The sequence below is a fragment of the Hyphomicrobium sp. genome, from assembly GCF_019753045.1.
Lineage (GTDB): Bacteria > Pseudomonadota > Alphaproteobacteria > Rhizobiales > Hyphomicrobiaceae > Hyphomicrobium_B.
Map to the genome: position 1 here is coordinate 563,788 of NZ_JAIELN010000002.1, position 16,566 is coordinate 580,353.

Annotated in this window: 14 protein-coding genes, 1 tRNA gene and 1 pseudogene; 4 read left to right on the forward strand and 12 right to left on the reverse strand. The window is 60.2% G+C overall.

All coding sequences use genetic code 11. From position 1 onward, the window contains the following. Positions 1–107 precede the first annotated feature (107 nt). From K2Q04_RS03090 to K2Q04_RS03105, 4 genes are all read right to left on the reverse strand, one after another. Positions 108–599, reverse strand: coding sequence for a hypothetical protein (locus K2Q04_RS03090; protein ID WP_291159066.1), 492 nt, complete (start codon positions 597–599; stop codon positions 108–110). A gap of 74 nt (positions 600–673) precedes the next feature. After that, positions 674–2,623, reverse strand: coding sequence for a site-specific integrase (locus K2Q04_RS03095; RefSeq protein ID WP_291159067.1), 1,950 nt, complete (start codon positions 2,621–2,623; stop codon positions 674–676). 99 nt (positions 2,624–2,722) lie between these two features. After that, positions 2,723–2,798: transfer RNA gene (locus tag K2Q04_RS03100), tRNA-Glu, on the reverse strand. A 129-nt stretch (positions 2,799–2,927) separates the two neighbouring features. Further along, positions 2,928–3,305 carry a hypothetical protein gene (locus K2Q04_RS03105; RefSeq protein WP_291159068.1) on the reverse strand — a complete coding sequence of 126 codons (378 nt, stop codon included), beginning with the start codon at positions 3,303–3,305 and terminating at the stop codon, positions 2,928–2,930. Between the two features lie 39 nt (positions 3,306–3,344). Between K2Q04_RS03105 and K2Q04_RS03110 the strand changes: the two genes are divergently transcribed. The 3 genes from K2Q04_RS03110 to K2Q04_RS03120 all read left to right on the forward strand — a co-directional run bounded on the left by K2Q04_RS03110 (position 3,345) and on the right by K2Q04_RS03120 (position 6,526). Beyond that, positions 3,345–4,391, forward strand: a complete 1,047-nt coding sequence (locus K2Q04_RS03110) for an RluA family pseudouridine synthase (protein ID WP_291159125.1) — start codon at positions 3,345–3,347, stop codon at positions 4,389–4,391. 178 nt (positions 4,392–4,569) lie between these two features. Next, positions 4,570–5,475: an RNA polymerase sigma factor RpoH gene (gene rpoH / locus K2Q04_RS03115; RefSeq protein ID WP_291159070.1), complete on the forward strand. Its 906-nt coding sequence runs from the start codon at positions 4,570–4,572 to the stop codon at positions 5,473–5,475. A gap of 112 nt (positions 5,476–5,587) precedes the next feature. Continuing rightward, entirely contained in the window at positions 5,588–6,526 is a 939-nt protein-coding gene (locus tag K2Q04_RS03120) for a diacylglycerol kinase family protein (RefSeq protein WP_291159073.1), read from the forward strand. A gap of 38 nt (positions 6,527–6,564) precedes the next feature. Here the strand turns inward: K2Q04_RS03120 and K2Q04_RS03125 are convergent, their stop codons facing one another. From K2Q04_RS03125 to uvrC, 7 genes are all read right to left on the reverse strand, one after another. Then, positions 6,565–6,732: a hypothetical protein gene (locus K2Q04_RS03125; protein ID WP_291159074.1), complete on the reverse strand. Its 168-nt coding sequence runs from the start codon at positions 6,730–6,732 to the stop codon at positions 6,565–6,567. A 414-nt stretch (positions 6,733–7,146) separates the two neighbouring features. Continuing rightward, positions 7,147–8,448, reverse strand: coding sequence for an N-acetylmuramoyl-L-alanine amidase (locus K2Q04_RS03130; RefSeq protein ID WP_291159075.1), 1,302 nt, complete (start codon positions 8,446–8,448; stop codon positions 7,147–7,149). A 182-nt stretch (positions 8,449–8,630) separates the two neighbouring features. Continuing rightward, complete coding sequence (locus K2Q04_RS03135) at positions 8,631–9,095, reverse strand: molybdenum cofactor biosynthesis protein MoaE (RefSeq protein ID WP_291159077.1); 465 nt, start codon at positions 9,093–9,095, stop codon at positions 8,631–8,633. 1 nt (position 9,096) lies between these two features. Then, complete coding sequence (moaD, locus tag K2Q04_RS03140; RefSeq protein ID WP_291159079.1) at positions 9,097–9,375, reverse strand: molybdopterin converting factor subunit 1; 279 nt, start codon at positions 9,373–9,375, stop codon at positions 9,097–9,099. A gap of 7 nt (positions 9,376–9,382) precedes the next feature. Then, entirely contained in the window at positions 9,383–9,970 is a 588-nt protein-coding gene (pgsA, locus tag K2Q04_RS03145; RefSeq protein ID WP_291159081.1) for a CDP-diacylglycerol--glycerol-3-phosphate 3-phosphatidyltransferase, read from the reverse strand. 98 nt (positions 9,971–10,068) lie between these two features. Then, positions 10,069–12,717 carry a DUF3772 domain-containing protein gene (locus K2Q04_RS03150; protein WP_291159082.1) on the reverse strand — a complete coding sequence of 883 codons (2,649 nt, stop codon included), beginning with the start codon at positions 12,715–12,717 and terminating at the stop codon, positions 10,069–10,071. Positions 12,718–12,838: 121 nt separating this feature from the next. Further along, entirely contained in the window at positions 12,839–14,830 is a 1,992-nt protein-coding gene (uvrC, locus tag K2Q04_RS03155) for an excinuclease ABC subunit UvrC (RefSeq protein ID WP_291159083.1), read from the reverse strand. 135 nt (positions 14,831–14,965) lie between these two features. Between uvrC and K2Q04_RS03160 the strand changes: the two genes are divergently transcribed. Further along, on the forward strand, positions 14,966–15,937 hold the full coding sequence (locus K2Q04_RS03160) for a hypothetical protein (RefSeq protein ID WP_291159085.1): 972 nt from the start codon (positions 14,966–14,968) through the stop codon (positions 15,935–15,937). A 43-nt stretch (positions 15,938–15,980) separates the two neighbouring features. Here the strand turns inward: K2Q04_RS03160 and K2Q04_RS03165 are convergent. After that, positions 15,981–16,566: pseudogene (locus K2Q04_RS03165) on the reverse strand (hypothetical protein); the annotation flags it as partial.

A 16,566-nucleotide genomic window follows, 5' to 3' on the forward strand; every position in this document is an offset into this window, starting at 1 on the left:
CCTCGGTCAAAAAGGTGATCGATGGTCGGGAGTGAGGAGGAGACCGTTCTCACCGTTCAACCGCGCGTCGTTGCTGGCGTCCCGCCATGGCTTGCAATGGCTTGCAACTAGATGGGTTGGGTGTCGACGGCCGTAACTCGACACCGGGATTCTATTCGGGCCACGTGGTCACGAAAAAATCCCTGTCCACGCCTTGCCCGAACCAACGCAAGCCGATCGGTCTCGGCAATCGTCACCTCATCTTCAATCTGGCGCTCGATCTTCTTTTCCCAACCGTCCAGATCATCGGCTGCGACAGGCTCAATCGCTGCGCCCGCTACACGAATAGCATCTACCTCTGCGCCGATCAGTCCGAACAGCACCTCGGCAAGTATCTCCGGGATCTCAGCCAAATAAATTGATTGCAGTCCCTTAGCTTGAAGCGGGGAGTATTTATTTGGAAGCAATGGTCTGAGGAGATCGATGTGATCTTTTGGTCGGATTTGATTGAGGAGCTGGGTGAAAGTGACTAACACCCGCCAACCAACATCCTCCCAATGCACCTGCAGTGACAAATTCTGAAGGCTTTGGGCTTTCCCAAAAAACTTGCTTCCAAACATGCTCGCTTGGGGATCGTTCTTCTGGTCTGTTTGTTCGACCTCGCCCTAAGACGATTGTTGAATTTCAACGAAACTTAGAGTGTGGCGTTTGTTGGCGCGGCGTAATTGGCGATGTTTTGCGCTGGAGGAAAGCTTACGCCATCGTAGGCGATCTTCTGAAGCGCTTCATTCAAAGTCGCGAGATAATAGCCGCTGCCGTATTCTCGGGATACGCCATTCTCGCCGTGCCCCTGAATGGCGTCGCGCACCTCTTTCAGTATATGCGCGTTGCGCAAGGCATCTTCAACATTATGCCGTAGGCTGTGAAACCGCACGCCTCGTCGCGATACACCAATGGATTCTCGAAACCGCTTGAAGTATTTCGAAAACTGTTTCGACCAAGAGCCATCATCCTTGGCCTTTTCGTACTCTGGAAAGAGCCGCGTCGATCCCGACGCGCGTCGAAATTCGAGGAAGTCTTCAAAACCAAGATCGAAGAGCATTTTATGTATCGGGATGGCGCGCTGGCTTGAAGAGGTCTTAAGCGACTTCTCTTCGTGAGTATCAACCGCTTCTTCGTCGGACGGATCAATGCCGATAGGGGTGACATCGAAGTAGTGGATTCCGTCCTTCTCTTTGACGTCCGTGATTTGCAGCTGAATGATTTCGCCCAGACGCATGCCCGAGAAAAGGCCGATGAGTGGGACCCAGAACTTCGCCGATCGTCGAAGGACGGATTGGCCGGGCTGCTTCCAATGGGTTTCGGACTGACACCCAATATAAATAGGAGCGGCAAACATCCGATTGAGCTCCTCGATGGTCCAGGGATGTACCTTCTTGCCCTGACGTCTATTCTTGCGACGTTGAATGCTCTGGTCGGAAACAGGATTTACAACGTCTGCGGTTCGCGTCTTGGCCCACTCGAAGAGCAACGAAACAGATCCGATCTTGTCGTTGATTGTGAGCGGGCTCAGAAGCTCAACATCCTGCCCTTTGTTGCGAAGTTCCGTCGCTTTCTCGGCCGCTTCTGTCAACGAAAGCTTCTTGAATGGAGCTTTCTGGCGATAGACTGGAAGAGCAGACTGGACGTCTTTGAATTTTACGCCATCTTCCTGACCATATGAATTGATCGGCCGGTCACCACATATCTCTAGGAACTCTCGTATTTCGGCGCGCTTGCGCAATGTTGTTTTGGGCGGCCAATCGCGCTCTCTTGCCATCGTATCGATGTACTTCTCCGCCAGGACCGAAGCGATTTCTGCTGGACTGGCTTTTGGCTTTCGTTCCTTCACGTCCACAGCGACGTCTTGAGACACGATGCCGTCAAAGGTCGCCTCATTGCCCGCCGTCATGTCTTCGAGTGCTTTAATCTCGGTTTGCAGGAGCTTGCGCAGTAAGCGATTGCGATCGGCGTCGCTAAGGCTGAGTTGTTGCGAACTCAAAAGCGCAGCAGCGCTCTCCTCGATGCCGCAAATGTCACCCAGGTCGTAGTAACGGCGGAGCTTTTGAAGTCGCTCCTTCCGAGCGAAGTAAACGCAATAAAGGAATACCTCCTCGAGTACCGGTTCCTCCATAAGGAGTGCGTAATAGCTGTACGACTGACCATTGCGCTGCTGCCAGTCGTTCGCCGGATGCTTGATGAGATCGCCCGACCAAAACGCTTCTTCATTGTCGCGGGTTCTGCGCCAAAGATCGCTGCGCCAATCGAAGTCATTCTCGTAAATGCTGAGGTAGTGGCTGTCGGCTATTTTTCGAAGGAGGGCCGGAGTAAGAGGCGCAGCGGTCGGGTTCGAGGCGCTGGGGTCTGTCGGGGTGCCGGCCGGGGCAATTGGCAGATTGTCTTCCCGCCGCCATTGATCAAAGCGAAGTTCAATTTCGGCATGCGTTGCGGCGTAGACTTTTTCAGCGCTCCTGCGATCAGGAGTTCGGAGCGATTTCCAGACTTGTTTCCGTCGCCCAGGAGCACGCAACTCCAGCGGGACGTCGCGCTTGTAATACCAGTTTTGGGAACCGGAGCGACGAGTGAGGAAGGAATATTTGGCCATGTCGGACATGCTCGATTCGTAGCAACAAATCGTAGCAGTCGAGTAAAGAAAGCCCTTGTTTCTCAATGGCTTCTATAAAATCAATGGCTTAGCTTGAATTGGCGCCCCGTAGGGGACTCGAACCCCTGTTGCCCACGTGAGAGGCGGGTGTCCTGGGCCACTAGACGAACGGGGCAGGCGCAAAGGACGTGTAGTCGAGTGTTCGCGGCCGATCAAGCCCAGAAGCGCGTGGCAATTACAACCTGGACAGGCGCTTGAGAACGCCCGCGCGGGAAGAGAGACGGCAAGCCTATGACCTTACCTGCTAATTGCGCGGCACCGATTCCACCGGCTTCACTTCGGCAACACGTTGTCCTGTTTCGATGTCGACGATCGCAATCCCCGGGCCGCTCGGCCCCTCATGGTGGACGGCGAGCCGGTTGCCCGACAATGAAACAGACACGATCCGCGCACCCTTTGGAATTTCCAGCGAAAGCGTCGCACCGGGCGAAACGGTGACCGTCCGCGATGTTTGTGCGCCGCCCGAGCCCCCCGAAGCGAGGCCAATCACCTTCACCGCAACGGCTCCGAGCCCAACAAGAATAAGCGCGGCAAGTCCACCGACGACGATCTTGAGATTGCGCTGGAGGCGCTGTTCGCGCATCAAGTCGGCCGAGGATGTCTGCGGCTGATCGTTAGTCATCGCGAGAATTTCTTTCTGATAGTTACGAGCGCCGTGCCCATCGACGAACAAAAACAGAGCCTCATCGAGGTTGTCGCAGGCCCCGAAGATGCTGGCCAACGGGTCGATCGTTGGCTCGCCTCGAAGCTTGATGGGGTGAGCCGCGCCCGCGTCCAGTCTCTCATACGCGATGGCCACGTCCGCGCGGGCGAGACGATAGGGGAGCCGCGCACACCGGTCAAACCAGGCGCCGTCTATACAGTCACCCTGCCGCAGGCGGAAGATACCGGCGTCGAGGGCGAAGATGTGCCGCTCGACATCGTCTACGAAGACGACGATCTGATCGTGATCGACAAGCCAGCCGGCCTCGTCGTGCACCCGTCAGCCGGGCACGCATCGGGAACGCTGGTCAACGCTTTGATTGCCCATTGCGGCGATAGCCTCTCCGGTATTGGCGGCGTCAAGCGGCCCGGCATCGTGCATCGGCTGGATAAGGACACGTCGGGCCTGCTCGTGGTCGCCAAGTCGGACGCGGCGCACCAGGGCTTGGCCGAACAGTTTCAGAGCCACGGCCGCGACGGTCGGCTCCATCGCAGCTACTTGGCTTTTGTATGGGGCAAGCTTTCGCTACCTGCCGGTTCAATCGACGCCCGTCTCGGACGAAGCCGCGCCAACCGGATGAAAATCGCGGTAACGCGAGGCATCGTCGGCCGCAGCGCCAAGACGCATTATGAGGTGATCGACGTATTCCCCGGAGAAACGCCGGGAGGCGACGTGTCGCTCCTGCGCCTCGTGCTGGAAACCGGCAGGACGCACCAGATCCGCGTGCATCTGGCGCATATCGGCCATCCTGTTCTGGGAGATCCGACCTACGGCACCGGATTCAAGACGCGCCTTGGGGCGCTTTCCGGCAAGGCGAAAGACGTGGCATCAAGCCTGACGCGACAGGCGCTTCACGCCGCTGAACTCGAGTTCGAGCATCCGATTTCGGGCAAAAAGCTTAAGTTTAGCAGTAAATTGCCAGCCGACCTTGAACAGCTTGGAGAGGCGTTGAAGCCTACTCACGTCAAACCGACGGAAAAGAAGCGCAGCCGTCGTTTGAAGTAAGGCGGTGTTGAGATGTGGGTAATCGTCACGGCCGTTCAAGAGGAAGTGACGGGAACCCCTAGTGAATTCCTAGATTTCACTACTATGTAACACCAGACGTTGGGGGAGCGTACAGACTCCCACAGTCTGAAGGGAGCACGGGCCGAACCGGAAACGGGAGAAGGTCCGGCAGAGGGCAATGGCATCTAAAGGTCTTCCATCACTGGCCGGCGGTTCGCTGGGTCTCACGCGGTATCTGGAAGAGATTCGCAAATTTCCGATGCTCGCGCCTGACGAGGAATTTATGCTCGCCAAGCGCTGGCAGGAACATCAGGATTCGGACGCCGCCGAAAAGCTCGTGACGTCGCACTTGCGTCTCGTCGCGCGCATCGCGATGGGTTATCGCGGCTACGGCTTGCCGATCGGCGAAGTCATATCTGAAGGAAACGTCGGCCTGATGCAGGCCGTCAAACGCTTCGATCCCGACAAGGGCTTTCGCCTCGCAACATATGCGATGTGGTGGATTCGCGCGTCGATTCAAGAGTACATCCTGCGTTCGTGGAGCCTTGTGAAGATGGGCACCACCGCCGCGCAGAAGAAGCTCTTCTTCAATTTGCGGCGCGCGAAAAGCCAGCTCCAGGCGCTCGATGACGGCGATCTGAAGCCCGAGCACGTCAAGACGATCGCGACGAAGCTCGGCGTGCCCGAGGAAGACGTGGTGAATATGAATCGCCGCCTCGGTGGCGACGCATCCCTCAACGCGCCCATTCGCGCTGAATCGGAATCGGGCGAATGGCAGGATTGGCTCGTTGACGATACGCCGACCCAGGAAGATCGCCTCGTCGAGGACGAAGAACTGCAGCGGCGCAAGTCGTATCTTTCGTCGGCTATGGCGGTCCTCAACGATCGCGAGCGCCGTGTGTTCGAGGCTCGAAGGCTGACCGAGGACCCCGCAACGCTCGAGCAGTTGTCGGAAGAATTTGGCGTCAGCCGCGAGCGCATCCGGCAGATTGAGGTCAGGGCGTTCGAAAAGGTGCAGAAGGCGGTAACGTCGACAGCGCGGCAGGCGGAAGCGCCTGCGGCGCTCGAAGGCGCCCACCACTGACGCATTACCAGCCTTGACGGGATCGTTTAAGGCGCATACCCGCTTATCTCTGTAAGCTTCACATGGCGGCGCCGACCGGTGCCGCCATTGCCTTATGGATTGCGATCCACAGATGCACCGCCGGTATGCACTCGTTTTCAATTCGACCGCCGGCGTCGCTATTCCCCGCCTTCTCGACGGTGTGGTCAGCAGCCTGCGCCATAGCAAGGCAGAAGTCTTCCAAGTCCCGGCACGCAATTCTGCCGAAGCCTCGGAACGCGTTGCGGATTTGGCAAGACGCGGCGCGGCTGACGCCGTCATCGCGGCGGGCGGCGACGGCACATTCCGCGCCGTGGCGACGGGGGCGGCCGGAACGAGCCTGCCCGTCGGTCTCGTCCCACTGGGGACAGGCAACGTGCTCGCTGCCGAGATCGGCCTGCCGAAAGGCGTTCAGGCGCTGGCCGACGTGCTGCTGACCGGCGAGCAGATCGAGATGCGCGGCGGCCTCGCCAACGGCGAACCGTTTTTCCTGATGTTGGGCGCAGGCTTCGACGCGCGCGTCGTCGCGAAGCTCAGTTATCGGACGAAACGCGCGTTCGGCCGGGGCGCCTATGTCTATCCCGTTATTAAGACATTTGCCGAGGCGCACCCCGTCTTCGACGTCGAACTCGACGGGCGAAGGTTCGAAGCGAGCTGGGTAATCCTGTCGTTTGCGATCCGCTATGGCAGCGTGTTCACGCTGGCGCCCGATGCCGGGGTGGGGCGCGATACGCTCGTCGCCGTCGTAATGGAAGCCGGCACTCGCCGGGCAATCGGAGCCAATCTGCTATCGCTGGCGCTGGGATGGCTCGCCCGCCCGGAAACGAGACCGAAGGGCGTGCACGTTTTGCCGGTCAAGGCCGCGACCATCGGCAAACGGGAACGGACGCATTTCCAGGTCGACGGGGACGAGGGCGGAATGTCTCCTGTCGAGGTTCGCGCCGACGGTCCCCGCGTTCGTCTGATCGTCCCGCCCCGCTATGTTGCTGATCTTACGAATTGTCATGCGAATCGCTTAGCCTATGAAGTGTGAAGTGTTGTTAGGCGTGTCCTTACAACTTTGTGCGAGCGTCAGAGCGAGAACCAAGGGTCGATGCCCTTCTCTTCTCTGAACCGGTTCCGGATGGACCGGCAGATGACTTCGAACGGCGCGCGGCAGCAATGGATAGGGCTGCCCGAGGGAGCGTCGTTCTGGTTCAGGTTCGGCAGCTTCACGTTCCTGTCCAACCCTTTCCGCATTTCCGATTTCGAACCTCAGACGTTAGCGCGCCGCTCAGCGAGCCCGTGTGCTGAGAGTCCGCGTGCGTTGTCTCGATATCGGAACACTCGTTCTCCTGAGCGAGTTGGCGGACACCTGGAAGATGGAGTGCCTCATGCAGAAGCGCTGTCACCAGCCAACCGGTTTTCTTCGATCAAGCGAGGCTCATCCCTCGCGCGATTTGCCAAGGAGACGCTGGCTGTTTCTGCTCTGGCGACAACACAACAAATATCCTCCATGTAGGAGGTGACTGATGCATGCAGGGGTCGGTGCGACGAACTCCTGCCACGCAAAAAAAGAGGCCGTCTCCCATGAGCCGGCCTCTTTTTATTTTTGCGCTTCCGACACTGCCGCGCATCTCGCGGCCGGCTCCGCGCAGCGGAGTCGCAAGGCGCTCACATAGGCAGCCGCGCGATATCGTGTGAGAAGTAATTGTCGATCGCAGTTGCGATCGACTGCGCAACCTTGCTGCGCCACTCGTCGGATTTCAGGTTGCTGGCGTCTTGCTGGTTCGTCACGTAGGCAAGCTCGATCAGAACGGAAGGAAACTGCGCGGTCTTCAAAACGCGGAACGCAGCCTGCTGCTCGGGCTCTTGGCGAAGCGGCGTGCTTTCGCCCATGTTCTCGATGACCGTTTTCGCGAACATGCCGCTGCGTTCGCGCGTCATTTCCACGTCGCGGTTGGCGAGATCTGCGAGAATGTCTTTGACGGTACCGACATCGCCATTGACGCTCTTGACCGTATCGATCTCGTCGGCCGACAGGACCATTTGCGCCGAGTTGCCTTTTGCGGAGCGTTCGAGCGACTTGGCGACGCCGTCGCGCAACGAATAGATCGTGGCGCCGCGCGCCCGCGAGCCGTTGTCCGAGTAGTCGGCGTGGATGGCAATGAAGAGGTTCGCTTTGTTGCGCTCCGCGTACCTCGTCCGCTCGTCGAGCGGAATGAATGTATCGTCGCTACGCGTCATCAAAACCTTATAGCGGCCGGTTTTCTCGAGAAGGTCGCGCAATACGAGGCCGAATTTTAGGACGACCTCCTTCTCGACCGTCCCGAATTTCATGGCGCCTGAGTCGTTGCCGCCGTGACCGGGATCGAGAACGATGATCTGCTTGAAAGCCCTTGCCGCTCGTTCCCTCGGGGTTTCGGCAAGCCGCGGCGAGGGCGGCTGCAAGTCGGATGCGCCGAGAGCCGAAGGCTTGGCCATCGATTTGCGGGGATCGGGAAGTGCTGCGGCCGCGGGAAGGATCGCGAGAGAGAGGAGGTAACGGCCATCCTTGTCTTTGCTGATCTTCGAGCTTTCGATCACGGCCGGTTCGGTGACGTCGATGACGACGCGCGTTTTACCGCGTGCGGCGAGGCCCGCACGAAAACTTTTGACGAGGCCCGCCGGCTGCTTTCCTTCGAGCGTCGGAAGCCGAACGTTGACGCCGGGCAGCTCGACGACGACCCGGTTCGGGTTCGCAAGTGCAAAGACCTCATAGTCGACTTTGCTTTCGAGGCCGATGACGAAGCGGGTGCCCGTGGCGCCTTTCGCAGGACCAGACGCGGGGGCCGGTGAGACGGCTGCGGTCTGCACGTCCGCATTCTGAGCGGTCGTGTCTGCGGCCTTGCTACCAGCGTAGGCCGGGCACACTGCGCCGGCGGCGAAAGCCGCTGCGAAGACGCTGCAAATTGAGCGTCGAGCCGAGCAACGCATAAGTGCAATCCCCCTAGGCGCGCTCACCACCCGGTCGAGTGCGCCACAGAGACTTCTGTGTGCCTGGGGAAGATGGCGTTTTAGCGGTCGGAGCAATAGGTTATTAAGACTATCGGGCAACAGCGGTTAATCTCTCGTTAAGAGCTAAAATCAGCAGTTTCGGGGAAAGCTTTGGGCGGCAGCTATTTGCCGATTGATACCCAAGCAGCGGCCGCTTCGTCATCGCTTTCGCGGGCTTCGACCCATCGGGTGGTGCCGCTGACGAGCGTCTCTTTCTTCCAGAATGGCGCACACGTCTTTAAGTAGTCCATCAGGAATGCTGTCGCACCAAACGCATCGCCGCGGTGCGGCGAACACGTGATGACCAGCACGATATTATCGCCCGGTTTGAACTCGCCGACGCGGTGTATGATTAACGACGCCGACAGATTAAATCGCCGGTGCGCTTCCGCTTCGATCCTCTCGAGCTCGGCTTCCGTCATGCCGGGATAATGTTCGAGCGTCATCGAGACGAGCTTCTCGGCCCCCGCTTCGCCGCGAACCTTGCCGACGAAAATGGAAACGCCGCCTATTCCGGTATCGTCGCCGGTGAGCCGCGCCATTTCTTCCGAGACATCGAAATCCGCCTCCGAAACGCGAACGGCCATCTTAGCCTCCGGTCACTGGAGGAAAGAACGCGATCTCGCGTGCGGATCCGATCTCAGCGGCAGGTTTTGCGTGGCTATGGTCGATCGCGACGCGGATCGCTTCGGGCTTCGCGAAAGCCTGATCGAAGGGATGGCCCCGGCGGGACTGCCAGAGGAGCAGGTCGTTCACGGTCAGGATATCTGCCGGCAGGATCAGGCGCTCTTCGCTGAGGCCGGTGCGCTCGCGCAGCCACGCGAAATAGCGCAGTACAGTTTCGCCGGTGCTTTGTTTTTCGGTCATGGCGCCCTCAGCGATCGATCGCGTGGCGTATTCCAGCTTTCAGATAATCGTAGCCGGTCAACAGCGTAAGAAGTGCGGCAATCCATAAAAGCAAAACGCCCGCCGTCGTTGTGCCGGGCAGGATGCCTTCCGCTGCCGGTCCGACGAGCAGCATGGCAAGCGCAACGAACTGAACCGCCGTCTTCCACTTGGCAAGCTGCGTGACGTGAATTTTGACGTTGAGCTCGGCGAGAAATTCGCGAAGCCCGGAAACGAGAATTTCGCGCGACAGGATGATGAGAGCCGCCCAGATCGCCCAGCCGCTGATCGTGCCGGTGTAGACGAGCATCAGAAGCGTTGCCCCGACGAGAAGCTTATCGGCGATCGGATCGAGCATGCGGCCGAGGTTCGACTGCTGCTCCCAGATCCGCGCGAGATATCCGTCGAGCCAGTCGGTCAGACATGCGGCGACAAAGATCGCGAACGCCAACCACCGCGCGACGTCGCCCGTCCCGAAAAACAGGAGGCCGGCAAGCACAGGTACCGCCACCATCCGGCCATAGGTCAGGATATTGGGCAGGCTCGTCGAGAGCGAGCGGTGCGCGACGTGGTCCATGTTTTTTGGGTTAGCCGCAGGGGAGAGGGGCCGTCAATCCCTAGACAGCCCACGGGATGCCCAATGGTGAATCTCCGGGCAGAAAGCCGCACCGCGCCTCATGATGCGGCCGCCGGCAAGGCAGCGGCGCCAACGATGCCCGAACGCCTTAACGCTTCATAGACCGCCACCCTGAGATCGGATTGCACCCTGAGCCCATGCGTGATGTCGGGCAGCAGGACCCTGAGCGTGTAATCCGTCGTATCCTTGGTGTAGCCCTCGAAAACCGCGATCGGCGCCGGTTCCCGCAGAATGCTGGGATGGCGATTGGCGCACTCGGTCAGGACGGTCAGCACCCGCCTCGGATCGACGTCCGGGCCGGCCGAGAATTTCAGCACCACGCGCCCGAGGGCGCTGCGGTGCGTCCAGTTCAGAACGCGGCCCGTGATCAGCTCCGAATTCGGCACGATCAGGCTCGCCCGGTCGAACGTCTCGATTTCGGTCGACCGCACGGAAATGCTTCGAACCGTCCCTTGCTCGCTGCCGACGACGACCCAATCGCCGACCTTGATCGGCCTCTCGATGAGGAGAATGAGGCCGGAGACGAAATTGTTGACGATCGACTGCAAGCCGAAACCGATACCGACGGAAAGCGCACCGGCGACGATCGCGAGATTGGTGATGTTGAAGCCGGCATACGAGATGGCGATAACGGCGGCGAGACCCGTGCCGGCATAACCGACAGCGGTTTGGATGGAATTCGCGATACCCGCGTCCATCTTCGGCGCGATGAGGAGATTCTCGCGCAGGCGCCGCTGAAGCAAGCGGGTGATGAACACGCCCGCGATGAAAATGCCGATCCCGATCTGTATTTTGACGATCGAGATCCGGATCCCTCCGATCTCGAAGCCGAACAGCAATCGCTGCAGCCAGTCCCGGATGTCGGGCGCGGCAAAACCCCATTGCAGAAGGAGGATCGGAAGCGTCAAGAACGCGACGCAGAGCGTCAGCACAACTTCGGTCAGCCAGGCGAGTTGTTTGCGGCGGACTTCATCAAACCCCATCCGCTCTTCGAGAACGACGCTGATCTGGCCACGAGACGTCGTGCTTCCGCGCGTGAACGCGCGAATGGCAAGATAGAGAAGGACCGCGACGAGACCGACGACACCGGTCATGACCAGCTGCTGCGACAGGAACCGCGCCATCGCGATGTAGCCGAAAAGACAGCAGCCGATGATCGCGGCCGTGGCGATCCCGAGCGGCAGCTTGAACCAGATCGGATCGCCGCGTCTGACCGGCCTGGCCAGCGTCGTCTCGCTCGACTCGAACGGGGTGAGCAGCAGTCCGATCAGAACGAGCGCAAAAGCAAGGCTCGAAAAGAGCGACTGCGCTACGCTCATCGACAGCGGGAAGTAAAGAATTTGCCCGAAACTCGAGAGGAAAAGATCGACCGAATAGATCAGGGCCAGCAGGATGAGCAGCAGCGTAATGCGCTTTGCGCTGCGATCTGACAGCTGCATCAGCCGCCGTTCGGGCCGGTGCGGCGCGAACACGGATACGATCAGTGCCGAAACGGCGATGAAAACGAGCGCGTACCTGAAAAACGCCGCACCTACGGGCGCCGCGGTCGGGTAGTAGAGCAGCCCCAGATATTCGTGCCCGCCATAAAGCAGCAAGACCGCAGCAATGCCCGGAATGGCACGGACCGGCGCAATCCATGAAGCCGATGCTGCACGCTGGAAAAAGCTCGGCGGCGTCGCATTGGGTCCGGGCCGGTAGCGCGTCAGCGACATCACCACCGCCTTCAGCAGCAGATAAAGGCCGATCGCTGCCGCATAGAGAACGAGCACGCTACCCTTTTGCCGCTTGATCGAACTCCACCAGTCCTCAGCATTGTATTGAAGGCGCCATTGGACGCTCGCCCGCTGCCGCGCGATATCGTTCCAGAAGGCTGGCATCAGCGGGCTCGACATCTGCTCCGTCAAACTGCGCACGAACATCTGCAGCCTGAGCTCGGTGATTTTGTCGATGGCCTGACGCGCGCGCCACCACGTCACTTCGAGCGTCTTGATGGCGCCTGAAACCTCGGCTTCCTGCACATCGAGCCGCGCACGCTCGGCCGCAACGGCGGCCGGCTCCGGCGCGGCATCTTTGGCCGGCGGTTCGCCAAGTCGTTTGATCTGAACCTGGAGATCGGAAAGACGTGGGCGAAGCCCGTCGGCCGTCTGCGTGGACTTCGAGATCACGCCGTCGATGTTGTCACGCAACCGGCCGAGATCGGTGTTGACCCCTGAAATCGTGGCCAGCGTTTTTTCCGCTCCATCCATGTCGCCGACAATGCTGCTGATCGTCGAGCTGACTTCCGGTGTGAGAACCGGCGGAGGCGGCGGCGGCGGAGCAGCAGCAGGCTGCGCCTCGGGCGTCGCGGCTGCGGGCTCTTGAGCGAGGGCAGGCTGGGAGTCCGCGGGAGCATTCGCCGCAGCGGGCACTGCAGGCGCGGCCTGTGCCTGTGCCGGTGCCGCCTGTGCTGGTGCGGTTTGCGCGGGTGCCGTCTGTTGAGGTGCCGCCGGTGCCGCTGGCGCGTGCGCCGCACCGGCTCCTGCTGCGGGTGCAGTCACGGCTGCTGGAGTACCCTGCGGCGCAGGAGTTGCTGACTTCTGAGCAGCGACAGGTTTTACGGCCGGCGTCCATGCTTCTTGCGCGGCAACGGCGCCCGGAATGGCAAAAAGAACGGCGAGCGTTAAGGTCGCAAATGCACGTCTCAGCATAGGCAGGACAGAACCCTTGAATGACAACAGCGAAATGACAATCGGGAAGAAGGCCCTTCGCCCCCAAGTGCCGCGAAATTAGGGCAGCAGGCGCCTTTCTGGCTAGCCTCAAATAAGGCCGCTATCCCGCCCGCTCGTGGAAGAAATCGTAGATTTTTTTTGCCATATCCGCGGATATGCCCTCCACAGCCTTCAAATCTTCGATACCGGCTCGCGATACGGCCTTCGCTGAGCCAAAGTGCTTCAAAAGCGCCCGCTTGCGCGTCGGGCCGATGCCTTCGATCTCGTCGAGCGGATTGACGCCAAGTGATTTCGCGCGTTTTGCCCGATGGGTCCCGACGGCGAAACGATGCGCTTCGTCGCGCAGGCGCTGCACGAAATAGAGAACCGGGTCTTTGGCCTCGAGCATGATCGGCCATTCGCGGCCGGGAATGTGAAAATGCTCGCGGCCCGCATCACGGTCAGGCCCCTTTGCGACGCCGATCAGCGCAATGTCGTGCAGTCCGAATCCGGCAAGCACTTCGCGCGCGACGGAAAGCTGTCCAAGGCCGCCGTCGATCAAAACGAGATCCGGCCGGTCGGGAAATGCACGATCCTCGACGGTATCGTCTTCTGCGACGACGACCGGCACTAAGGGTCCGCCCGCTACGTCCGATTCGATTTCAGCGACTTCCGATTCGATCTCGCTGATGACCTCGGCCTCCGCGATCCGCTTGAACCGGCGCGTCAGCACCTCGCGCATCATCGCGTAATCGTCGCCGGGCGTCGTATCCGGAGACTTGATGTTGAATTTCCGGTACTGGCCTTTGACGAAACCCTCAGGCCCCGCAACGATCATCGCGCCGACGGCGTTCGTGCCGGCTGTGTGGCTGTTGTCGAACACCTCGATGCGGCGAGGAACCGAGGGCAGCCCGAACCGCTCGGCGATGCCTTCGAGAAGCCGCGCTTGCGATGAGCTCTCAGCGAGTTTCCGGCCCAAAGCTTCGCGCGCATTTGCGAGCGCATGCTCGACGATCGTCGATTTCGTCCCGCGCGACGGAACGCGGATTTCGACCTTTCTCTCCGCCTTCGTCGACAAAGCCTCGGTGAGAAGCTCCCGCTCCGCGATGTCGTGTGATAGCAGGATCAGCCGCGGCACCGGCTTATCGTCGTAGAACTGCGCGATGAAGCTATCGAGCACTTCCTCGACGTTGAGCGTGCGGTCGGCTTTCGGATAATAGGCGCGATTGCCCCAGTTCTGGCCGGTGCGGAAGAAGAACACCTGAATGCATGTCTGCCCGCCATCCTGATAGGCGGCGAAGACATCGGCTTCTTCGACTCCTTCCGGATTTATCGACTGATCCGCAGTGACGTGAGCGAGCGCCCAGAGCCGGTTGCGGTATTTGGCAGCCGTCTCGAACTCGAGTTTGTCGGCGGCCTCCTGCATCAGCTCTTGGTACATGCGGCGCACTGTCTGGCTTCCGCCGCTCAAGAACCGCGCGGCCTCATCGACGAGCACCCCGTAATCTTCGAGACCGATTTCGCCCGTGCACGGCGCCGAGCAGCGTTTGATTTGATAGAGCAGGCACGGCCGAGTCCGGCTCTCGTAGACGCTGTCGGAGCACGAGCGCAGAAGAAACGCCCGCTGCAGCATGTTCACGGTGCGGCCGACCGCTCCGGCCGAAGCGAACGGGCCGAAGTAGTCGCCCTTGCGATTCCGTGCGCCCCGATGCTTCATCACGGCCGGCGCCGGATGGTCGCGGCAGATGAGAATGTAGGGGAACGACTTGTCGTCCCGCATCAACACGTTGAAGCGCGGCCGGAAGCGCTTGATGAGGTTCGCTTCCAAGAGAAGCGCTTCGGCCTCCGTCCGGACGGTGACGAACTCCATTGATGCCGTCGCGAGGATCATGCGGGCTATTCGGTTCGTATGGCCGTTGAGCCGCGCATAGTTGGAGACGCGGGCGCGCAGCGAGCGCGCCTTGCCGACATAGATGACCTCGCCTGCGACATCGAGCATCCGGTAGACGCCGGGGCTCTGCGGCAAGTTCTTCAAATACGCAGCAATCACGTCCGGCCCCGTCTTTACGGGCGTTTCCGGCGGCGATGTGAATGTTGTCGGCTCTTCGGTCATGGCGCACCTAAAGTTGGGCTGCCGCCGAGGTCAAGCAAGGCATCGGGCTTGCGCCACAAAATCAACACGTCATGGGCGTGGTGTGCAAGCTCTTTAGGACATTGGGGAATTTAAGGTAGCGCCGAGGGGGGTGTTATGCGTCGCGTCATCGCCGTTCTCGGCCTAGCGTTGATTGTTGTCTTGCCGGCATTGGCGCTGGCAAAGCCGATGAAGGAAAAGCCGATAAAACCATTCCAGAACTCGCAGGAGCTTCTGAAATGGATCAACGATTACCGCAAGAATCCAGAGCCCCAGCGGGCTCCCGAAGCCGTGAAAGCGATGTCGGCGCAGGGCTCGATCCGGGAAGTGGATCAGGCGGGCGTTTACATTGGCTTCGTTGCGGGTGTCCTCGGCTCCAATCCCGAGATTGCCGACGATCTCATCTCAAAGATGTTTCCGCTGCCGCCTGAAGACCAGGTGCTTGTCGTCAAGGCGATCGCCTATTCGGGGCTTCCGCGCTGGCGCGACACGATGGCGAAGTTCGTCGAGCGCATGCCGGCCCGGAAGGTGCTGATCGACAAGTACATGTTCGGCGACAAGCCGACCCTCACCGCGATTTCCATCAAGGACGACGCGACGGTCATCGATCTCAACTGGGGCTACTACTTCGCGACCGGCTGGGAAGCGCCCGTCCGCCGCATCGTGGGCGCGCTCGAGCTCTCACTCGATAAGGACAAGGTCGAATTATTGACGATCGGCGCGATGGCGAAATGGACGCTGGCGCAGAATGCGTCTCGCAATGACGATTTGCTGCTTCTTCTGAAAAAGATATCCAGCGACAGCGATCCCAAAGTCAGGAAGCCGCTCACCGAAGTCATCGAGGCCGCCGAAACGCTCGAGCTGTCGAAGCTTCGCAAGGATGCGCTGGCATCCATCGACGAATTGAAAGCAAAAGGTCCGGAAAGTCTTCGTAACTACAACTGGTGGGGACAGACCGGTCAAACCGTTTTCGCGCTCGGCTGCGTCGCGGCTGCCGCGACGGGGATGGTCGCAGCTGGCATTCCTTGCGTGGTCGGCGGCGCGGCTTCGACGGCCGCCCTCAAATACCTCGCCCCATCTGCCGAGTAATGTCTTCCGACCGGCGACGTCGTCTGCCGATCGCGGCTGGGGTTCAATTTTCCGGGCAGTTGAACTTGGCGTCGACGAGAGCTGCTTCCGGTGTCGCGTACTCTCCGACGATCTCGGCGCCGACCGCTTCAGTTCGTGCATACGCGTCGAACATCGACTTCTCGAAGCCGTCTACGATCGTGAGTGCGGTGTACTGCGTCTCAACACCTGCATGAGAGCGGATCAGCAACGTTTTGGTGCCCCCGTAACTCGCGGTCAGCACTTTGCACGGCGATGCCGGAGCTGACGCTGCGGCTTTTGCCGCCGCGCCGAGTTCGGCGGGAAGCGGTCCGCCAAGACGCGAAGGCTCTTGCGGAGAGGGCGAAATCTTGAACGTCGGAAGCCACGGCAGCGAAAACAGGCTGGACGGAGCCGCGGCCTGTTGAACCGCGGGCTCCGGCGCTTGCGCCACATCGTCCTGGCCGCCGCTTTCAGCAGGCAATTGCCGCTCCACAACGGTGGTCCCAGCCCATGTCGTGTTCATGAGCTGAGGCGAGAAACTGTCGGGAGCGCGCTTCTTATTGTTCGCTTCGTGAGCCGAAGTCGTCTTCTTGACCTTCCGCGGCGATTTGGACGCGACCGAAGGCTTC

What these genes read in the sequence shown, in the direction of transcription:
- rpoH (WP_291159070.1), top strand. Translation starts at nt 4,570, where the DNA reads ATGGCATCTAAAGGTCTTCCATCACTGGCCGGCGGTTCGCTGGGTCTC.
- K2Q04_RS03095 (WP_291159067.1), bottom strand. Translation starts at nt 2,623, where the DNA reads ATGGCCAAATATTCCTTCCTCACTCGTCGCTCCGGTTCCCAAAACTGG.
- K2Q04_RS03105 (WP_291159068.1), bottom strand. Translation starts at nt 3,305, where the DNA reads ATGACTAACGATCAGCCGCAGACATCCTCGGCCGACTTGATGCGCGAA.
- K2Q04_RS03130 (WP_291159075.1), bottom strand. Translation starts at nt 8,448, where the DNA reads ATGCGTTGCTCGGCTCGACGCTCAATTTGCAGCGTCTTCGCAGCGGCT.
- moaD (WP_291159079.1), bottom strand. Translation starts at nt 9,375, where the DNA reads ATGACCGAAAAACAAAGCACCGGCGAAACTGTACTGCGCTATTTCGCG.
- K2Q04_RS03135 (WP_291159077.1), bottom strand. Translation starts at nt 9,095, where the DNA reads ATGGCCGTTCGCGTTTCGGAGGCGGATTTCGATGTCTCGGAAGAAATG.
- uvrC (WP_291159083.1), bottom strand. Translation starts at nt 14,830, where the DNA reads ATGACCGAAGAGCCGACAACATTCACATCGCCGCCGGAAACGCCCGTA.
- K2Q04_RS03125 (WP_291159074.1), bottom strand. Translation starts at nt 6,732, where the DNA reads ATGCGGAAAGGGTTGGACAGGAACGTGAAGCTGCCGAACCTGAACCAG.
- K2Q04_RS03090 (WP_291159066.1), bottom strand. Translation starts at nt 599, where the DNA reads ATGTTTGGAAGCAAGTTTTTTGGGAAAGCCCAAAGCCTTCAGAATTTG.
- K2Q04_RS03120 (WP_291159073.1), top strand. Translation starts at nt 5,588, where the DNA reads ATGCACCGCCGGTATGCACTCGTTTTCAATTCGACCGCCGGCGTCGCT.
- pgsA (WP_291159081.1), bottom strand. Translation starts at nt 9,970, where the DNA reads ATGGACCACGTCGCGCACCGCTCGCTCTCGACGAGCCTGCCCAATATC.
- K2Q04_RS03150 (WP_291159082.1), bottom strand. Translation starts at nt 12,717, where the DNA reads ATGCTGAGACGTGCATTTGCGACCTTAACGCTCGCCGTTCTTTTTGCC.
- K2Q04_RS03160 (WP_291159085.1), top strand. Translation starts at nt 14,966, where the DNA reads ATGCGTCGCGTCATCGCCGTTCTCGGCCTAGCGTTGATTGTTGTCTTG.